The sequence below is a fragment of the Cobetia sp. 4B genome (assembly GCF_018831605.1).
Classification (GTDB): Bacteria; Pseudomonadota; Gammaproteobacteria; order Pseudomonadales; family Halomonadaceae; genus Cobetia; species Cobetia amphilecti.
This window is the reverse complement of record NZ_CP059843.1, coordinates 1,393,690-1,413,078: the sequence shown is the minus strand read 5'-3', so window position 1 is coordinate 1,413,078 and position 19,389 is coordinate 1,393,690. Positions and strand designations below refer to the sequence as shown.

Annotated in this window: 17 protein-coding genes; 9 read left to right on the top strand and 8 right to left on the bottom strand. The window is 64.7% G+C overall.

What is annotated here, in order from left to right:
• Positions 1-46: 46 nt before the first annotated feature.
• From H2O77_RS06070 to H2O77_RS06055, 4 genes are all read right to left on the bottom strand, one after another.
• A complete protein-coding gene (locus tag H2O77_RS06070; RefSeq protein WP_225347830.1) occupies positions 47-1,183 on the bottom strand; it encodes an extracellular solute-binding protein in 1,137 nt (378 codons plus the stop codon).
• A 161-nt stretch (positions 1,184-1,344) separates the two neighbouring features.
• Positions 1,345-2,493, bottom strand: a complete 1,149-nt coding sequence (locus H2O77_RS06065; RefSeq protein ID WP_215824167.1) for an ABC transporter ATP-binding protein — start codon at positions 2,491-2,493, stop codon at positions 1,345-1,347.
• A 368-nt stretch (positions 2,494-2,861) separates the two neighbouring features.
• Positions 2,862-3,023 (bottom strand): YqaE/Pmp3 family membrane protein, encoded by a 162-nt coding sequence (locus tag H2O77_RS06060; protein ID WP_043334518.1) that lies wholly within the window; start codon positions 3,021-3,023, stop codon positions 2,862-2,864.
• A 100-nt stretch (positions 3,024-3,123) separates the two neighbouring features.
• Positions 3,124-3,402: a hypothetical protein gene (locus H2O77_RS06055; protein WP_215824166.1), complete on the bottom strand. Its 279-nt coding sequence runs from the start codon at positions 3,400-3,402 to the stop codon at positions 3,124-3,126.
• Positions 3,403-3,777: 375 nt separating this feature from the next.
• Here H2O77_RS06055 and H2O77_RS06050 point away from each other — a divergent pair, with 375 nt between their 5' ends.
• The 4 genes from H2O77_RS06050 (at position 3,778) to H2O77_RS06035 (ending at position 8,746) form a co-directional block, all read left to right on the top strand.
• A complete protein-coding gene (locus H2O77_RS06050) occupies positions 3,778-4,527 on the top strand; it encodes a glutathione peroxidase (protein ID WP_107335176.1) in 750 nt (249 codons plus the stop codon).
• A gap of 113 nt (positions 4,528-4,640) precedes the next feature.
• Complete coding sequence (locus H2O77_RS06045; RefSeq protein WP_192837919.1) at positions 4,641-6,125, top strand: dihydrolipoyl dehydrogenase; 1,485 nt, start codon at positions 4,641-4,643, stop codon at positions 6,123-6,125.
• A gap of 158 nt (positions 6,126-6,283) precedes the next feature.
• Positions 6,284-6,703 carry a CBS domain-containing protein gene (locus H2O77_RS06040; protein WP_043334523.1) on the top strand — a complete coding sequence of 140 codons (420 nt, stop codon included), beginning with the start codon at positions 6,284-6,286 and terminating at the stop codon, positions 6,701-6,703.
• A gap of 615 nt (positions 6,704-7,318) precedes the next feature.
• On the top strand, positions 7,319-8,746 hold the full coding sequence (locus tag H2O77_RS06035; protein ID WP_215824165.1) for a D-serine ammonia-lyase: 1,428 nt from the start codon (positions 7,319-7,321) through the stop codon (positions 8,744-8,746).
• Positions 8,747-8,750: 4 nt separating this feature from the next.
• Here H2O77_RS06035 and H2O77_RS06030 read toward each other — a convergent pair whose 3' ends face one another.
• A complete protein-coding gene (locus tag H2O77_RS06030) occupies positions 8,751-9,335 on the bottom strand; it encodes a VTT domain-containing protein (protein WP_215824164.1) in 585 nt (194 codons plus the stop codon).
• Between the two features lie 139 nt (positions 9,336-9,474).
• A complete protein-coding gene (gene glcC, locus H2O77_RS06025; RefSeq protein ID WP_215824163.1) occupies positions 9,475-10,290 on the bottom strand; it encodes a transcriptional regulator GlcC in 816 nt (271 codons plus the stop codon).
• A gap of 411 nt (positions 10,291-10,701) precedes the next feature.
• Here glcC and glcD point away from each other — a divergent pair, with 411 nt between their 5' ends.
• From glcD to H2O77_RS06005, 4 genes are all read left to right on the top strand, one after another.
• Complete coding sequence (gene glcD, locus H2O77_RS06020) at positions 10,702-12,201, top strand: glycolate oxidase subunit GlcD (RefSeq protein WP_153635412.1); 1,500 nt, start codon at positions 10,702-10,704, stop codon at positions 12,199-12,201.
• 173 nt (positions 12,202-12,374) lie between these two features.
• The gene (gene glcE / locus H2O77_RS06015; RefSeq protein WP_215824162.1) at positions 12,375-13,577 is read left to right on the top strand and encodes a glycolate oxidase subunit GlcE; all 1,203 of its coding nucleotides are present in this window, start codon (positions 12,375-12,377) and stop codon (positions 13,575-13,577) included.
• A 28-nt stretch (positions 13,578-13,605) separates the two neighbouring features.
• Complete coding sequence (glcF, locus tag H2O77_RS06010; protein ID WP_215824161.1) at positions 13,606-14,958, top strand: glycolate oxidase subunit GlcF; 1,353 nt, start codon at positions 13,606-13,608, stop codon at positions 14,956-14,958.
• 66 nt (positions 14,959-15,024) lie between these two features.
• The gene (locus tag H2O77_RS06005; RefSeq protein WP_043334532.1) at positions 15,025-15,432 is read left to right on the top strand and encodes a heme-binding protein; all 408 of its coding nucleotides are present in this window, start codon (positions 15,025-15,027) and stop codon (positions 15,430-15,432) included.
• 133 nt (positions 15,433-15,565) lie between these two features.
• On the opposite strand, the gene H2O77_RS06000 is transcribed toward H2O77_RS06005, so the two are convergent.
• The gene (locus H2O77_RS06000; RefSeq protein ID WP_215824160.1) at positions 15,566-16,471 is read right to left on the bottom strand and encodes a LysR family transcriptional regulator; all 906 of its coding nucleotides are present in this window, start codon (positions 16,469-16,471) and stop codon (positions 15,566-15,568) included.
• Between the two features lie 194 nt (positions 16,472-16,665).
• Between H2O77_RS06000 and mgrA the strand changes: the two genes are divergently transcribed.
• The gene (gene mgrA / locus H2O77_RS05995) at positions 16,666-17,694 is read left to right on the top strand and encodes an L-glyceraldehyde 3-phosphate reductase (RefSeq protein ID WP_213114295.1); all 1,029 of its coding nucleotides are present in this window, start codon (positions 16,666-16,668) and stop codon (positions 17,692-17,694) included.
• A gap of 163 nt (positions 17,695-17,857) precedes the next feature.
• Here the strand turns inward: mgrA and xylB are convergent, their stop codons facing one another.
• Entirely contained in the window at positions 17,858-19,375 is a 1,518-nt protein-coding gene (gene xylB / locus H2O77_RS05990) for a xylulokinase (RefSeq protein WP_215824159.1), read from the bottom strand.
• Between the last annotated feature and the right edge of the window lie 14 nt (positions 19,376-19,389).

Sequence of the window (19,389 nt, the reverse complement as noted above, 5' to 3'; positions counted from 1 at the left end):
CGGCGCGCGGGTGTGCGCCACCGGGGCCAGCGGGTCAGTGCAGGGGTCAGCGTGCCAGCCAGGCGTTGAAGCGCTGGCTCAGCTCATCGAGGTTGTCGGCCCAGAATTCGTCATCCTTGGGGATGGCGGTCTCGAAGTTGGGGCCATAGGTGGGCATGTGCGGCTTCATGTCGATGCCGGTGTCCGCATGGGTCGAGACCAGTGCCGCGGAGGAGGTGCGCGCCGGCCCGTAGGAGATGTACTTGGCCTGATCCGCCAGACGCTGGGTATCGGTGGCGAACATCAGGTAATCCTTGACCTTGTCGAGCTTGCCGGTCGGCACCACCCAACCATCCAGCTCGAAGACCTGGGCATCCCAGACGATGGAGAATGGCTGCTTCTCGTTGACCTCGGCATCGAAGATGCGCCCGTTGTAGGCCGAGGCGAAGGCCACTTCCTTGTCCGCCAGCAGCTGCGGCGGCTGTGCGCCCTCTTCCCACCAGATCACGCTGTCCTTGATGGTATCGAGCTTGGCGAAGGCACGTTCGATGCCTTCCTCGGAATCCAGCATCTCGTAGACATCTTCCGGGGCCACGCCATCGGCCACCAGCGCCCACTCCATGTTGTTGATCGGCTTCTTCTGCAGGGCACGCTTGCCGGGGAATTCCTCGAGATTGAACACATCATCGATGGAATCCGGCTGCTTGTCCTCGGGGAACATCTCGGTATTGAAGGCCACGATGTTGGAGTAGACGATCTGCGGTACGAAGCACTCGCTGAGCGAATTCTCGATGAAGTCCTCGCTGGCCGGCGTGCCATCCGGCGCTGCCGCGAACAGGGTGTCCGGGTCCAGTGGCTCGATCAGGCCTTCCGAACAGGCGATCAAGGCATCACTGGGCAGCATGTCGACCAGGTCCCAGGTGACGTTGCCGGCCTGGACCTGTGCGCGCAGACCGGACAGCGCATTGGATGACTTGTCGATATTGACGACGGTGTCGCCGCTCTTCTCTTCCCAGGGCTCGTGATAGGCCTTGTTCTGGCTGTCGGTATAGGCGCCGCCCCACGAGACGATATTGAGCGTCTCGGCCTGGGCCGCACCGGCGCTCATGCCGGCCGCTGCCACGGCAACCGCCAGCAGGCTGCGCAGCGGCATGCCCGGGCGCGAGGTAGTGAATGACGCGGTGAACTGATTGATGACTGACATGGATGAATCTCCCTGATTTCTTGTTGTTGTGCTGCACTCTTGTCGCGAAATCTGCTCTTGCTCTGCTGAGGAGGCGTGCTTCACCTCCCTTGCTGCTTTTCCTTTCTCGCCTGCTCTTTTCTAGTCTGTCCTTTACTGGCCTGTTCTGACCTTTGCTGGCCTCAGGCATCCAGCGCCCGGCAGTCGCAGGCGTCCCATCCGACCTGCAATGTCTGCCCGGGCCGCAAGGGCGGATAACCCTCGGCGTTGGGTGTCTTGATGATGAATTCGTCACTGCCACACACCGCCACGCGCGTGCGCAGATGATCTCCAAGATAGATCACCTCGAGCACCTCGGCGGAGAAGACATTGTCGGGAGGGCTTGGCGTGCCCGCGGCGCCTGGCTCTTCCGCCGACAGCAGGCGCACCCGCTCCGGGCGCAGTGACAGCTGGGTGCGCTCGCCGACCTCATTGACGGCCACCTTGAGCGCCCGTACCTGCTCGCCACTGTCGAGGGTTACCGTGCAATGCTCACCCTGAGTGTCGAGCTGCGATACCTGGCCGTTGAGGCGATTGTTCTCGCCGATGAAATAGGCGACGAAGGCATTCTCCGGCGCTTCATACAGCGCCTCGGGGGTTGCCAGCTGCTGGACGATGCCGTCATTGAAGACCGCGATGCGGTCCGACATGGTCAGTGCTTCCGTCTGATCGTGGGTCACATAGAGCATGGTGACGCCGAGGCGCTGGTGAATGCGCTTGATCTCGAACTGCATCTCTTCGCGCAGGTTCTTGTCCAGCGCCCCCAGCGGTTCATCCATCAGCACCAGCTCCGGCTCGAAGACCAGCGCACGTGCCAGGGCGACCCGCTGCTGCTGCCCGCCGGAGAGCTGCCCCGGGCGGCGATCGCCGAATTCGCCGAGTCGCACCATGTCCAGCGCGTTGGCCACCTTGGTCGAGATTTCCTCCTTGCTCATGCCGCGCACTTCCAGCGGGAAGGCCAGATTCTCGGCCACGCTCATGTGCGGAAACAACGCATAGTTCTGGAAGACCATGCCGATACCGCGCTTGTGCGGTGGCAAGTCGTTGATGGGGGTACCGTCGAGGAGGATGTCGCCGTGGGTCGGCGTTTCGAAGCCTGCCATCATCATCAGGCAGGTGGTCTTGCCGGAACCGGACGGCCCCAGCAGGGTGACGAACTCGCCGCGCTGGACTTCAAGATTGAAGCCCTTGACCACCAGCGTTTCGCCGTCATAGCTCTTTTGCACATCATTGAAGATCGCGAAGCAGGAGCTGGTCTCCTGCGGCGCGTCGGGCTCAGCAGTCGTGACCATGCGTGGTATCCATACGTGTTGTTGTTATCGTGGAGCATGTGATCGAACAGGCTTCACCGGCCCTGATCGCTGCCCTCAGTCCCATTTGACCCTACGGGGGCAAGCGAGAGGCGACAAGCGCCGCGCTCGCTGAAAAACGTTGAAATCAGGCTATGCGAAAGTCTAAACATTGAACTACCGTCGCCTGCCATTCACCGAGGGCCCTCGGCAAGCCCCGCCGCTGAGTCACCGACGCCACATGGCGCTTCCCCGGTGAGCGCCCACTGAAAAGCCCCCGCTGCACACAAGGCAGTGGGGGCTTTGGGTCTTTCAACTCTGGGTTGCCCGAGATGGGCAGCCATATCAGAGCCTCTGGGGCTCAGCGGCGGTCAGAACTTGGTAATGACCCACACCGCGTGGATGATCCCCGGCAGGAAACCGAAGCAGGTCAGGATGATGTTGATCCAGAAATGCTTGTTGGCGACACCCACCTGCATGAGAACGCCCAGCGGCGGCAGGATGATGGCCAGAATGATGCGAATGATATCCATGAGTTGCTCCTTGCGATTGTGACAACCGTGACTCCACGGAGGTCATGAATGTTCGGTACTCGTATTGATCAGTGTCCTTCTTGATCACTGTACTTCTTGATCACTGCCCGTCTCGATCAGCGTCGGCCTTGTCGACGTCATCGTCGTGCGCAGAGGCGGATCCGCCGGCGCGGGCCTGACGATCGATCTTCTGGGACAGCTTCTCGGAGTCCGCGGCCAGCTGCTCGTGGTAGCGCTCCCAGTCTTCCCAGTCATGCGGCGTCCCGGTGCGTGGCCGATTGCTGCCGGACTCACGTGCACGTGCCCAGGCATGTTCTTCCAGACTCTGAGGCTTGTCCTCCTCCTTGTCCTTGTCGCCGTCCAGGCCGTGCTTCGCCATGTACTCTCGTGCGTTCATCTATTGCCTCGCTTGCCAGACTCGACGCCTGACGATGCTGTGACGTACCCACTACTTATGGCTGACAGGGGCAAATATCAAGTCTGTATAACTATTTCCGGCAAAAAAGCCGCTTGCCGACCAGCACGTTCCTGCCAAGAACAAGGCCATGAGCCAGCCCACGACTGACTGTCAGCAGTATCATCAAGAAAAGCTATCGCCTCGCTTGATGCAATCAAATTCACCCGCAAGAGGCTTGCCCCTAGACTGGCTCCAGTTTCGCAAGGCACTGATTTCTCATGCACTCGACATTGTCATCGAGCCTCAGTCGCCTGCCATCCCCTTTAGATACGTCTCATCGAGACCGGAGCCAATTTCATGCAACTCGAATCACACGAAGGCCAGCAGGTCCCGAACGTCAGCTTCAAGATCCGTCGCGACGGCCGTCTGGTCGAGCGCACCAGCGAGGAGATCTTCTCGGGCCGCAACGTGGTGGTCTTCGCCCTGCCGGGCGCCTTCACCCCGACCTGCTCCTCCACTCACCTGCCGCGCTACAACGAGCTGGCTGATCGCTTCTATGCTGTCGGCGTCGACGAGATCGTCTGCCTGTCCGTCAATGACGCCTTCGTCATGGAATCCTGGGGCGAGCATCAGGAAGCCGAGAACCTGAGCCTGATCGCCGATGGCAACGGTGATTTCGCCGCCGGCATGGGCATGCTGGTCGACAAGAGCGACATCGGTTTCGGCAAGCGCAGCTGGCGTTATTCCATGCTGGTACGCAACGGCGTGGTCGAGAAGCAGTTCATCGAGCCGCAGAAGCCGGGCGACCCCTTTGAAGTCTCCGATGCCGACACCATGCTCGACTATCTGGACCCGGATGCCGGCCGTCCCAGCTTCGCTACCCTGTTCAGCAAGCCGGGCTGCCCGTACTGCGCACGTGCGAAGCAGATGCTCGACGAAGCACGCATCAGCTACGAAGTCATCGAAGTCGGCACCCGCGGCGTGACCTCACGCACCCTGCGCGCCATGACCGGTCAGGCCACCGTGCCGCAGGTCTGGATCGACGGCGAGCATGTCGGCGGCAGCGATGAAGTCGCCCGCTACTTCGGCAGCCTGACCAGCGCTTGAACGCATCACGCTGACAGGCCCCGATAACTTTCTCTTTTCATCACGCGCGGGCCACGCTCGCGCTTGAGACCCCATTGTCAGGTGCGCCGCTGGCGCGCCTTGAGGAGTACGACGTGAACGAACGCCAGGTTGAAGTCGCCATCATCGGTGCCGGCAGTGCCGGTCTGGGTGCCTATCGCGCCGCCAAGGCACACACCGATTCCGTGGTCATGATCGAAGGCGGCCCCTACGGCACCACCTGTGCCCGTGTCGGCTGCATGCCGTCCAAGCTGCTGATCAGTGCGGCCGAAGCCGCGCATCACGCCCGTGACACCGCACCGTTCGGCATCAATATCGAAGGCGAGGTCAAGGTGGATGGCCGCGCCGTGATGGACCGCGTCAAGCGTGAGCGCGACCGCTTCGTCGGCTTCGTGGTCGAGTCCGTGGAAGGCATTCCCTCCCACGACAAGCTGCGCGGCAATGCGCGCTTCGAGACCGCCAATAGCCTGATCATCGGGGACAACGAGACCCGCGTCACCTTCGAGCGTGTCGTGATCGCCACCGGCTCACGCCCCAGCTACCCGGGCTTCTTCGAGAATGCCGGTGACCGCCTGATCATCAACGACAGCGTCTTCGACTGGGACGACCTGCCGGAATCCGTCGCCGTCTTCGGCCCGGGCGTCATCGGGCTGGAGCTGGGCCAGGCGCTCACGCGTCTCGGCGTGCGCATCCGCATGTTCGGTGTCGGCGGCGCCATCGGCCCGCTGCGTGACGAGAAGCTACGTGCCAATGCCGATCGCGTCTTCAACGAGGAGTTCTATCTCGACCCGGACGCCAAGGTCGAGAAGATCGAACGCGTCGAGGACGAGAACGGCGCCGGTGTCGAGATCACCTTCATCGAGCGTGGTAGCGAAGCGCGTCTCACCGAGCGTTTCGACTACCTGCTCGCGGCCACCGGCCGTCGCCCGAACGTCGATCGCCTCAATATCGAGGCATTGGGTCTGAAGCTGGACGAGCGCGGCGTGCCGATCTTCAATCGCCACACCCTGCAGACTCGTCTGAGCGACGACACGCCGAGCCATGTCTTCATCGCCGGCGACGCCAACAACGACCTGCCGCTGCTGCACGAAGCCTCCGATGAGGGCCGTATCGCCGGTGACAACGCCGGTCGCTTCCCCGACGTGCGTGCCGGTCAGCGCAAGAGCACCATCGCCGTCGTGTTCAGTGATCCGCAGATGGCCACCATCGGCCTCTCGACCGCCGAGATCGAACAGCGCTACGGTGCCTGCGACTGCTACGCGGTGGGCGAAGTCGACTTCACCGGCCAGGGTCGCTCCCGCGTGATGCGCATGAACAAGGGCATGCTGCGCGTCTATGGCGAGCAAGGCACCGGCCTGCTGCTGGGCGCCGAGATCTTCGGCCCGCGTGCCGAGCACCTCGCCCACCTGCTGGCCTGGTCCCATCAGCAACGCATGACCATCGAGCAGATGCTGGAAATGCCCTTCTATCACCCGGTGATCGAGGAAGGCCTGCGCACCGCGCTGCGTGACCTCAACGCCAACCTGCAGCTGGGCCCGGCCATCGTCGAGCGCTGCATGGAATGCGGTCCGGGTGACTGATACCCCCTCAAGGCAACGGGACGCGCAGCTCACGCAGTGATGCCCTATGCTCTGAACAGATGTTGAATGTCGCCGGCAGTCACGAAAGTGGCTGCCGGCATTCATCGCACGGCTCCCTCACCGGAGAGTCGGAGAGCAGTGACGCAGGAGACCTGCCCATGAAAGCCACCCAGCTCAAGGTGCCCTCGACCCTTCGCGACATCATGTCCCGCGACTGTTATCGCGTGAAGGCACGCACCAGCATTCTCGAACTCGCCCAGGGCCTGACCCACCACCGTCTGCCCGGCGTGCCGGTCGTGGATGACCTGGACCGCCTGATCGGCTTCATCTCCGAGCAGGACATCCTCGGCAAGCTGCTCGACAGTGCCTATCACTGCGGCCAGCATGCCCAGGTCGGCGACCTGATGCGTCACGAAGTCCTCAGCGTCGGCCCGAATGACAGCATCACGGACCTGGCGCAGCACATGAATGGCCAGCGTCCCAAGGTCTATCCGGTGGTCGAGCAGGGCCGCCTGATCGGCATGGTCACCCGCCGCGATGTCCTGAGTGCGCTGCTGGTGATGCAGAACGGCTGTTGAGACAGTTCACCCATCAAGAAACAACTCAGAGCCAGACCAAACGCACAGAGCCCCCAGCGGTCATCACCGCTGGGGGCTCTGTGCGTGATGGCTGAGAAAACCGAGTGCATCGAGAGCGTCTTCAGCATGCTTGCACCAGTAGGCCAATGCCTCGAAGATTACCCAATGGCTAATCAATCTCTGCCGCCAGCCTGACATCCAACAATTTACGCGCCGCAACCCGAGGCGGTGACAGTCACTGTAAAGCGCTGTGCCGCGCCCTGCCACCAAGACCTCTGGCCACAGTGAAAGTCGCTGAGAGCTTGGGGATATTCGAACGTCCCCAGCGAAAACCTGCCAAAACCCGCATATTTCAGGCATAAAAAAATCCGCCAGGAAAACCGTGGCGGACCAAAGAACAGTTAAAGCCAGACATAACATCGCGATAACATCATGTCCTTGCTTACTATGACTGCACCTTTTGCATTTCTATCCCGACGGTTGCCAAAAAATTCGGTCTTTTTTGTCACTGACCTTTACGGAATGTGAAAGCTGGGCTACGTGCGTTGCCAGTGGAAGACGCGCTAACCTGTGATCTGACCTGATCGCTGGATCAAGCCCCCACAAGGACACCGCATGTCTGCCACGCCCCATGACCTCCACGCCCTGACGCTGCGTCACCCGGAAATCGCCAGCCTGATGGCCGGCCGCGAAATCGGCTGGCTCAACCCTGAACGCGTCGCGACTGCCCAGGCGCTCGCCTCACCGGCGCTGCAGGCGAGTGGCGTGGGAGCCCAGGACATCGAGGACGCCAACGCACGCCTGATGCGTTTCGCTCCCTGGATTGCCGAAGCCTTCCCCGAGACCGCCGCCGCGTCAGGGCGCATCGAATCGCCGCTGGTGGCAGCGCCCGGCTTGCAGCAGGCGCTGAGCGGCATAGCCTCGGCCGCATCTCCTCTCAGCGCAGCCGAATCCCCGCTGCCCGGCCGCCTGATGATCAAGTGTGACAACGCCCTGCCCATCTCGGGTTCGATCAAGGCGCGCGGTGGCATCCATGAGGTGCTCAAGCATGCCGAGCGTCTCGCCATTGACGCAGGGCTGCTGCATCAGGAAGACGACTACCGCGCCTTCCAGCGTGATGAGATACGTGACCTGCTGGCCGGCCAACAGGTCGTGGTGGGCTCCACCGGCAATCTGGGGCTCAGCATCGGCATCATGAGCGCGCGGCTCGGCTTTCGCGTCACCGTGCACATGTCGGCGGATGCCAAGCAGTGGAAGAAGGACCTGCTGCGCGCGCGGGGCGCGGAGGTCGTGGAGCACAGCGGGGATTACGGCAAGGCCGTCGCCGCGGGGCGCCAGGAAGCGCAGCAGCCCAACGCCCACTTCATCGATGACGAAAGCTCGCGGGACCTGTTCGTCGGCTACGCCACGGCGGCCAGCCGCCTCGCGGAACAGCTCTCGGCGCAGGGCATCCCGGTGGATGCCCGCCACCCGCTCTGCGTCTATCTGCCCTGTGGCGTCGGCGGCGGCCCGGGCGGCGTGGCCTACGGCCTCAAGCAGGTCTTCGGTGACGCCGTGCACTGCTTCTTCGCCGAGCCGGTCAACTCCCCCTGCATGCTGCTGGGCATGTTGACCGGCGAGCATGACGGCATCGCGGTGGAGGATATCGGGCTGGACAATCGCACCTGCGCCGATGGCCTGGCGGTGGGTCGCGCCTCGGCCTTCGTCGGGCGCGTGATGGCACCCTTGCTCAGCGGCATCCATACCGTGCGTGACGAGCATCTGCTCGAACTGCTCGCGCTGGCATATGACAGCGAAGGCCTCATGCTTGAGCCGTCCGCGCTGGCCGGCGTACCCGGTATCCACCACGTACTGCGCAATGATGCCCCCGAGTGGCACGCCTGGCGGGCGGCCAACGGGCTGGATGACGGCGAGGTGCAGGCCAATACCACCCATGTCGTCTGGGCCACCGGCGGCAGCATGGTGCCCGAGGCGATCTGGCAGGCCGACTATCAGCGCGGCAAGGCGTTGCTGTCGCAGGTCAGCGCAAGCCGGCAAGAGTGAGCGATCAGGCGATGAAGGCCTGCCACAGCCACACGCCGGTCAACGCCAGCCCGATCACTCCCAGCGGGCGCGAGTAGCGCTGCCAGAGCGCCAGCGCCTGATCCTCGACCAGTGCCACCAGGGCTGCCAGTCCGAAATAGCGCACCCCGCGCCCGATCAGCGCCGCCAGCAGGAACAACGCGACCGGATAGCCGCTGGCACCGGCGACCAGCATGGCGCTCTGGAAGGGGATCGGCACGATGCCGATCAGCATGATGGCAAGGAAGCCCTGCTCGCTGAAGCGCTGCTGGAAGGATTCGAAGGCCTGCTGCCCGCCGAAGAAGCCGATTAGCCCATCGCCCCACGTCGCCAGCGCGAAGGCCCCCAGATAGAAGCCCAGCAATGCTGCGGTCAGGTTGCCGGCGAGTGCCACCGCGGCCACGCGCCAGCGGCGCTCGGGGTGGCGCAGCATCCACGGGATCAGAACGACCTCGATGGGAATCGGGATCAGCAGGGTTTCCAGCATCGAGGCGATGAACAGCCACAGCATGGCGTGGCGGGAGTGGTTGAGGCGGTCAAGCCAATCACTCGCGGAAGAGAGTTTCCACATGAAGGCAGCACGTTGTCCTGGGCGATGAGCTGCCCACTTTGCCTTGAGTCCGCCCCGCTTGCCAGCCTGCTTGTCCGCCAGCGCGCACTCCATTCCAGCCAGCGCACACGCCTGAGCCTGAGCCAAAAACCCAGACGCGCTACTCGAAGCCTTCCAGGCGCATGGCCGAGCGCACCAGCCGCTCGTCCTCCGCCTCCAGCTCGCGCAGGTTGTCGCGAATGCTGTGCAGATGCTCCAGCGCCGCCTTCTCCGCCGCCTCCGGCTGCTGGTCCATCACCGCGCGGTAGATGGCCGTGTGCTGGGCATTGATCTGGCCGCGGGGGATCGGGCGATGGTAGAGATTGCGCAGCGAGGCGAACACCGAGCTGAGCAGCAGGTCATTGATGCCCTTGAGCGTATGCACCAGCACCGGATTGTGGGACGCCTCACAGATGGCGTGGTGGAAGGCGTGGTCGTGACGCGCCAGCTGCTGGGCATCCGGCAGCGCTTCATCGCCCGGCGCTGAGGACGCGAAGTCGGGCGGATACTCGCGCACGCAGGCCGCCATCGCCTCGTAATGACGCCGGATCAACACTCTATCCGCCGGCGTGCCGCGCTGGGCAGCCAGTCGCGCCGACTGCCCTTCCAGCAGGGCCCGCACTTCCAGCAGGTCATACAGGGTGCGCGGCTGATCCCGAAACAGGTGCATCAGCGGGCTGATATCGCCGCTCGGCAACAGCGACGCGACGCTCGAGCCCTTGCCATGACGCGTCTCGATGATGCCCTTGCCACGCAACAGCCTGAGCCCTTCACGCAGCGAGGCCCGCGAGATGCCCAGCCGCTCACATAGCCGGCGCTCCGAGGGGATCATCTGCCCGGGCTTGAGCACGCCGTCCAGAATCAATTGCTCCAGACGCGCCGCCGCCTGATCCGCGGCGCGCGGATCCGCGCCTGACTCGGCGATGGTTCGCAGCATCCTGCCCCTCCCCTTTTGCTCGACCTTTGTGTGCTCGCCTTGATCAACCCGCTCGTGGCGCTTGATCAACCCGCCGGCGGCGCGTCATTGACTCACTGCCGGCGCCTGGCGATTCTCGACTGGTCAGACCTGTTGATCAGCGGGCGCAAAGCCGCCTGATGGCTCCAAGCGTGAGGCCAGTAAAGCGTGGTTTTCCTTGCGTAAATACTAGACGAATGTCTGGTCAGACCACTGATGTGAAGCATGGACAAGGCCGGGGAGTCAGGCCAGATTGTGTGCAGATCAGGTGCGGCGGAATCGACAGGCGACTCGCTCGAACCCCGCACCAGCCGACAGTAACGACAGACAGTAACGACAGACAGAAACGACAGACAGCAGCCGCGCAGACCCCAACCTCCCGGGAGGCAGTGCATGAATATCCTCTATGACCCGACGCTGGATGGACCGCTGGCCCAGCACGACAAGGGCCAGGTGCTGGCGCATCTCACCACCCTGCTGCCGGACTTGACGCTGCTGCACCGCGAGGAGGACCTGCACCCCTTCGAATGTGATGGCCTGTCCGCCTATCGCGTCATGCCGATGCTGGTTGCCCTGCCGGAGCGGGTCGAGCAGGTCGCCGCCCTGCTGCGTGAATGTCATGCGCTGGGCGTGCCGGTGGTGACACGTGGCGCCGGCACCGGGCTGTCCGGCGGCGCCTTGCCGCTGGCGCAAGGCGTGCTGCTGGTGATGTCGCGCATGGCGCGGATTCTCGAGATCGACCCCGACGCCCGCACCGCGCGCCTGCAGCCCGGGGTGCGCAATCTCGCCATTTCCGAGGCCGCCGCGCCCTTCGGGCTCTACTACGCGCCGGACCCCTCCTCGCAGATCGCCTGCTCCATCGGCGGCAACGTGGCCGAGAATGCCGGTGGCGTGCACTGCCTCAAGTACGGCCTCACCGTGCACAACCTGCTCAAGCTCGAGATGCTGACCATCGAAGGCGAGGCGATGACGATCGGCGCCGACAGCCTCGACTCGCCCGGCCTGGACATGCTGGCGCTGATGACCGGCTCCGAAGGCATGCTGGGGGTGGTCACGGAAGTCACGGTGCGCCTGCTGCCCAGGCCCGAGACCGCCAAGGTGCTGATGGCGAGCTTCGCCGATATCGACAAGGCCGGCCGCGCGGTGGGCGACATCATCGCCTGCGGCATCATCCCCGGCGGGCTCGAGATGATGGACAACCTGGCGATCCGCGCCGCCGAGGACTTCATCCACGCGGGCTATCCGGTCGAGGCCGCCGCCATTCTGCTCTGCGAGCTGGACGGCGCCGAGGCCGATGTCGTCGATGACTGCGCGCGAGTCCGTGAGGTACTGGAGCGCGCCGGCGCCACCGAGATCCGTCAGGCACAGGACGAGGCCGAGCGCGCGCGCTTCTGGGCCGGACGCAAGAATGCCTTCCCCGCCGTGGGTCGCATGTCGCCCGATTACTACTGCATGGATGGCACCATTCCACGTCGTGAGCTGCCCGCCGTGCTGAACGGCATCGCGGAGCTCTCGCGCCAATCGGGGCTCGCGGTGGCCAATGTCTTCCATGCCGGTGACGGCAACATGCACCCGTTGATCCTGTTCGATGCCAATCAGCCCGGCGAGCTGGAACTGGCCGAGGAGGTCGGCGGCAAGATTCTCGAACTGTGTGTGGCCGCCGGCGGCAGCATCACCGGCGAACATGGCGTGGGCCGCGAGAAGATCAATCAGATGTGCGCCCAGTTCAACCACGAGGAGATCAGCGTCTTCCATGCCGTCAAGGCCGCCTTCGACCCCGCTGGCCTGCTCAACCCTGGCAAGAACATCCCGACGCTGGCGCGCTGTGCCGAATTCGGTGCCATGCATGTGCATGACAACCAGTTGCCGCATCCCGATCTGCCGCGTTTCTAGACAGCTGCCGCGTTTCTAGACAGCTGCCACGTTTCTAGACAGCTGCCACGTAGCTGGACAGCTGCCGCGTGGCTGGACGGTTTCTCTGTCATGGACAGCTCTCGAATCCGCTGCCGCCTGACCTTTCGCTACCTGACGTTCGCCAATTCATCGCCAATTCATAGAGACATGCCATGCCAGAGCCATATGATTCGCTCCAGGATCAGGTGCCAAGCCATGCCGAGTGCGCTACGCCTGCCGCCAGCCAGCCTCCACAGCAACAGGATGCCAGCGAGGCACTCCGCGCACAGGTCCGCGCTGCCCATGAGGCGAAGCGCCCGCTGCGCATCGCCGGCAGTGGCAGCAAGGCCTTCCTCGGCCGCGAAGTGGCCGCCGAGGAAGTGCTCGACATGCGCGCGCATCATGGCATCACCCACTACGACCCGGTGGAGCTGATGGTCTCGGTGCGCGCAGGCACGCCGCTGGCGACGCTGGAGGCCGTACTCGCCGAGCAAGGTCAGCACCTGAGCTGCGAGCCGCCCCACTTCGGCCCCGCGGCGACCGTCGGCGGCACGCTCGCCTCGGGACTCAGCGGCCCACGCCGCCCCTGGAGCGGCAGCCTGCGTGACCTGGTGCTGGGCACGCGCATCATCAGTGCCGACGGCAAGGCGCTGCGTTTCGGCGGGGAAGTGATGAAGAACGTGGCGGGCTACGACCTGTCGCGCCTGATGTGCGGCGCTCAGGGCACGTTGGGCGTGATCAGCGAAGTCTCGCTCAAGGTGATGCCGCGCCCGGTGGCAAGCGAATCGCTGTGTCTGGAACTCAGCCTCGCCGAGGCGCTGACTCGCCTGAATGCCTGGGGCCGCACGCCGCTGCCGATCACGGCGACCAGCTGGCATGACGGCCACCTCACCCTGCGTCTGGAAGGAGGCGAGCGTTCGGTCCAGGCCGGGTGCGAGCAGCTGGGCGGCGAGGCCCTGACGGCGGATCAGGCGACGGCGCACTGGATTGAGCTGCGTGAGCACCGCCTGCCCTTCTTCAGCGCGCGCGCGCCGCATCAGGCGCTGTGGCGACTGTCGCTGCCGTTGGCGCTGGACCACCTCGAGTGGCAAGCCGCCGTCAGCGAACTGCTGGGCCCTCTGGATGACGCCGACCTGCTGTGTGACTGGGCGGGTGCCCAGCGCTGGCTCGCAAGCGATGCCCCGGCCCAGCGCATCCGCTCGCTGGCCAGTCGGCTGGGCGGCCATGCCATCTGTTATACCCCGGGCACCGTCGCCGCCGAGGACAGTCCGCTGATGCCGCTGGCCGCCCCCAATGCCCGCTATCACCTTCAGCTCAAGCAGCAGCTGGACCCCCACGGCATCCTCAATCCCGGGCGCCTGTATGCCGAGATGTGACTCACGCCACGACAGGAGACGCACCTGAATGCAGACCCACTTCAGTGACGCCGCGCTTGCCAGACCGCATATCCAGCGGGCCGACAAGGTCCTGCGCAGCTGCGTGCATTGCGGCTTCTGCAATGCCACCTGCCCCACCTATCAGCTGCTGGGCGATGAGCGCGACGGGCCGCGCGGGCGCATCTATCTGATCAAGCACCTGCTGGAGAGCGACCCCGAGAGCCAGGACGCCAGCACCCGCCAGCAGGCCAGCGAGATCACCCGCGAGACCCAGCGGCATCTGGATCGCTGCCTGAGCTGTCGCAGCTGCGAAACCACCTGCCCGTCGGGCGTGCAGTATCACACCCTGCTCGATATCGGGCGCCAGGAACTGGAGCGCCGCGTCGGCCGCCCGTGGCGAGAGCGCCTGCTGCGCAGTGGCCTGCGCCATGCGCTGGTCGAACCCGCGCGCTTCAAGGCCCTGCTGGCACTTGGCGTGCGCTTTCGTCCCCTCGCGCCTGGCGCGCTGGCCGACAAGATCCCGCTGACCCGCGAGCGCGACCGTCAAGCCGAGCACCCAGCTGCGCCCGTCACCGCGACGCCTTCTGATCAGGCGCTTTCACGCCAAGGGCTTCCACATCAAGTGCTATCACGCCAGGTGCTGATGCTGGAGGGCTGCGTGCAACCGGGCCTGGCCCCCAACATCAATGCCGCCACTGCCCGTGTGCTGGCGCGCTTCGGCATCGGCGTCACGCCCATTCAGGAGGCTGGCTGCTGCGGTGCCATCGACTATCACCTCAACGCCCAGCAGGCCGGACGCGCGCGCATGCGTGCCAACATCGATGCCTGGTGGCCGGCCATCGAGGCCGGTGCGGAAGCAATCGTGCAGACCGCCAGTGGCTGCGGAGCCTTCGTCAAGGAATATGGCGAGATGCTGGCCGATGATCCGGACTATGCTGAGCGCGCCGTACGTGTAAGTGCCCTGGCCCGCGATATCGTCGAAGTGCTGGGCGAGGAGATCGCCCGCCAAGATCGACAGAGTCTCGCGGCCGCGCCCGACCAACAACCGCTGGCCTTCCATTGCCCCTGCACCCTGCAACATGCCCAGGGGCTGGGCGGCGAGGTGGAGAAGATCCTGTCGCAACTGGGCTTCACGCTGGCGCCTGTCATGGAGGGCCATCTGTGCTGCGGGTCCGCCGGCACCTACTCGATCACGCAACCGGAGTTGTCACGCCAGCTGCGAGACCGCAAGCTTGAGGCGCTGGAGGCCAACGGGCCTGCGCGCATCGCCACCGCCAACATCGGCTGTCAGACGCATCTCTCGAGCGCCGGACGCACGCCGGTGAGTCACTGGATCGAACTGGTGGATGACGCCCTGCCCGAGACGCTCCCGCAGGAATGAAGCGTCGCTATCTGTTTCACTATCTCTTTCACTGTCCTTTTCCCTCACCACTGCCAAGGAAGCCCGATGATCACTCGCCACGTACTGACCCTCGCTGACGTCAATCAGATGCTGGACGCCGCCCAGAAGGAAGCCGAGGCCAATGGCTGGGCCGTCTCCATCGCCGTTGCCGACGATGGCGGCCACCCGCTGGGCCTGCGTCGCCTAGACGACACCCCGGCGATGACCGGCTACTTCGCCCAGGAGAAGGCCAAGAGCGCCGCCCTGGGTCGCCGCGAGACCCAGCTGTTCGAGGACTCCATCAACGGCGGACGCACCGCCTTCCTGTCAGCACCGCAGCTGGAAGGCATGCTGGGCGGCGGCGTGCCGGTGATGGTCGAAGGCCAGATCGCCGGCAGCATCGGCGTGTCCGGCGTCAAGCCGGAGCAGGATGCCCAGATCGCCAAGGCCGGCGTCGCCGCACTGGGCCTCTAAGGCTCCGCCAGCCTGGATAAAATAGGCGAATGAAAAGACCGCCGCGCCCATCAGGGCTCGGCGGTCTTTTTGCATATGCCCCTCATGCATATGCCGCTTTTACATATGCCCCTCTTACGCCTGTGACTTGCCGTCACGCACTGTGCGGCGGCATCGCGGCTTCCACCGCCGCCATGAAGGCACGCAGCTTGCCCGACTGCGGCAGGCGCTGGGGATAGAGCATGTAGATGCTGTTGGGCTCGCCCTCCTCGTGCGCCAGCAGACGCACCAGACGGCCTTCGGCCAGCTCACGGTCGACCAGATAATGGGCTACCCGGATGATGCCGGCATGACCCAGCGCCTGCTGCTTGAGCAGGCGGTGATCATTGATGGCCAATCCCCCCGCGAGACTGACCTCACCACTGGCCAGCGGCCAGCCGGACTGCCCTGACCAGACGTGGCAGCGATGATCACCAAGCGCCGCGGCCGTGTGCGGCGTGCCATGCGCGGCAAGGTACTCAGGCGAGGCGCAGCAGCAGTGGACGTAATCGAGCAGGCGACGCGCGATCATGTTGTCCGGTGGCGTGCGCGTGGCGCGAAATGCCACATCAAATGGCTCGCGGGTCAGGTCATGACTCTCGTAACTGACGTCCAGACGCAGCTCGACCGCCGGATGGCGGGCCTGAAAGGCATTGCAGACCTCGACCAGATAGCGCTCGGCGAACAGCACCGGCGCCGTGATGCGCAACACCCCGCTGTAGCCCTGACGCTCCGACTCACTCGACTGCTCGATGTCGTGTTCAAGCTCACGCTCCAGTGCCAGCAGTTCGCCATGCACCGATTGCATGCGCTGGCGAATACGCTCGCCCTCCTCGGTGAGGCGTACCGCCCGCGTGGTGCGGATCAGCAAGGGCGCCCCGATGTCCTGCTCCAGCCGCCGCACCTGCTCGGAAAGATGAGCACGCGACACGCCCAGCACCTTGGCCGCCCGGGTGAAGCTGAGGGTTTCCGCCACCTGAGCGAACAACATCAGTCGCTCCACCTGCTTGTGATGCCGCATCCTGCCTGCTCCTCATGTCAGTCACCCGGAATTTCAGTGATCGAGCCTGCCACAGTATTGTCCGTTCTGGCGAACAATCTATTCGTTTGCATGTGCTTATCAGACCTGCAGACGCGACCTAGACTGAAGGCGTCACTCGATATCACTTCATCTCTGTGTGACATCGACGCCTCCACTCGCGAAAGGACTCCGCCATGCGCTATACCCCGGCTGAAGATCGCTACGAACGCATGCACTACCAGCGCTGCGGCAAGAGCGGCCTCAAACTGCCCCGCCTGTCACTGGGGCTCTGGCACAACTTCGGCAACAACGCCCACGAAGACAATGCGCGCGCCATCTGCCAGACCGCCTTCGATCTGGGCATCACCCACTTCGATCTGGCCAACAACTACGGGCCGCCGCCGGGCAGCGCCGAGGAAATGTTCGGTCGCATGCTCAAGCGCGACTTCGCCGGCTATCGCGATGAGATGGTGATCTCCACCAAGGCGGGCTATCACATGTGGCCTGGCCCCTACGGCGAATGGGGCAGCCGCAAGTACCTGCTCTCGAGCCTGGATCAGAGCCTCAAGCGCATGGATCTCGATTACGTCGACATCTTCTATTCGCACCGCTTCGATCCGGACACGCCGCTGGAAGAGACGATGGGCGCGCTTGACAGCGCCGTGCGCTCCGGCAAGGCGCTCTATGCGGGCATCTCCTCCTACAATGCCCAGCGCACCCGCGAAGCCGCCGCCATCCTGCGCGAGCTGGGCACGCCGTGCATCATCCATCAGCCCAGCTACTCGATGATCAATCGCTGGATCGAGGAAGACGGCCTGCTCGACACCCTCGATGACGAGGGCATCGGCTCCATCGTGTTCTCGCCGCTGGCCCAGGGCGTACTGACCAACAAGTATCTGGGCGGCGTGCCACAGGATAGCCGCCTGGCACGCGGCGGAGCGATCAAGGAAGACCACCTCACCGAGGACAATCTGGAGCGGGTGCGCGCCCTCAACGCCATCGCCGAGCGCCGTGGCCAGTCGCTGGCCCAGATGGCCCTCGCCTGGGCGCTGCGTGGCAACCGCGTCACCACCGCACTGATCGGCGCCAGCCGTCCGGAGCAGGTCAGCGATTGCGTCAAGGCACTGGATCATCTCGACTTCACCCAGGCCGAGCTCGACGAGATCGACCGCTACGCCATCGATGGCGGAGTCAATCTATGGGCGCGCTCGTCCAATGCCTGAGCTCGTGCCTGAGCCGCGACTGATGCCGTGAAGCGCGTGAAACACATCGCCCCCGCCGAGTGAGACTCGACGGGGGCGATGTGTTTGGCGTGACGTGCTGATGCATTGAGTTCAGCCGCCGTGCTCTGACAACGAGCTCTGACAACGAGCTCTGACAACGTGCTCAGCCGCCGGCGGCAATGCCGTGCTCGCTGGCCAGCAGCGCGCGGTAATCGGCGTAGCCCTTGCGGTAGGCGGCCACTCCTTCGGCCTGAGGCCGGGCGAGTGTCGCGTGATCCAGCGCGACCAGCCGCTCGCACAGTTGCTCAAGCGTCTCGCTGTGGCGACCCTGTCCATCTGCGCCTGACTGGCCCAGACACCAGCCCGCCTGAATCGCGGCCCCCAGCGCCGCGGCCTCGGTCACCTGCGGGCAGACCACCTCGAGGCCGAGAATGTCCGCCAGCATCTGACGCCACAGCGGACTTTTGGCGCCACCGCCCACCAGGCGGATCTGGCGCGCCTCACTGCCTAACGGCCCCATGCACTCGAGTGCGTAGCGCAGGCCGTAACTTGCGCCTTCCATGGTCGCGCGGCACAGGTTGGCCGGGGTGGCATTGCGGCTGTCCAGCCCATGGAAACTGGCCTGGGCACGCGGCAGCATCGGCACACGCTCACCATTGAAGAACGGCAGCGCCTGCACGCCCTCGGCCCCGCGCGGGGCGCTTGCCACCTGGGCGGAGAAGGTGGCGATGTCGAAGCCGAACATCTCGCGTACCCGCGTGGTGGCCGAGGTCACATTCATGGTGCACACCAGCGGCAGCCAGCCACCATCGCTGGCGCTGAAACTGGCGACCTGAGGGTCACAGCCGGCCGGATAGTCCGCCGACCAGGCGCATACCGTGCCGGAGGTGCCCATGCTGAGCGTCACCCGCCCCGGCGCGATGTTGCCGGTACCGATGGCGCTCATCATGTTGTCGCCGCCACCACTGGAGACGATGACGTCGTCACGCAGCCCGAAGCGCGCGGCGATCTCGGGGCGAATGCGCCCGGCCGGCTCGTGGGATTCGATCAATCGGGGCAGCACGCGCCGGGCATCAAGCTCCGGGGCGATCTGCGCGAAGACATCCAGATGCCAGCAGCGCCGCCGCGTATCGAAATAGCCGGTGCCCGAGGCATCGCCGTATTCGGCGACGCGCTCGCCGGTCAGCCAGAAGTTGAGATAGTCATGCGGCAGCAGGATGCTGGCGATGCGCTGGTAGCGCTCGGGATGCTGCTCACGCAGCCAGGCGAGCTTGGAGGCGGTGTAACCGGTCTGCAGCACCAGGCCGAGCGTCTCCAGACAGCCCGCCTCACCTCCCAGCGCCGCGATCAGTGCGGCATTGTGCTCGCTGGTCTCGGTGTCACACCACAGCTTGGCCGGATGGAGCGGCACACCGGCCTCATCCAGCACCACCATGCCATGCTGCTGACCGGACACTCCGATCGCCGTGATGCGCTGCGGGTCCAGCCGCGAGGCGGCCAGTGCATCAGCGAAGGCGCCCTCAAGCGCCGCCACCCAGTCCTGCGGATCCTGCTCGCGGCGTCCGTTGGCACCTTCCTGCAGCGCATGACTGCGCTGGCCCTGGGCCACGATGCTGCCGCAGGCCGGATCGACGATCACCACCTTGGTACTCTGAGTCCCACAATCAACGCCTACCCACATGGGGCTCTCCCTGC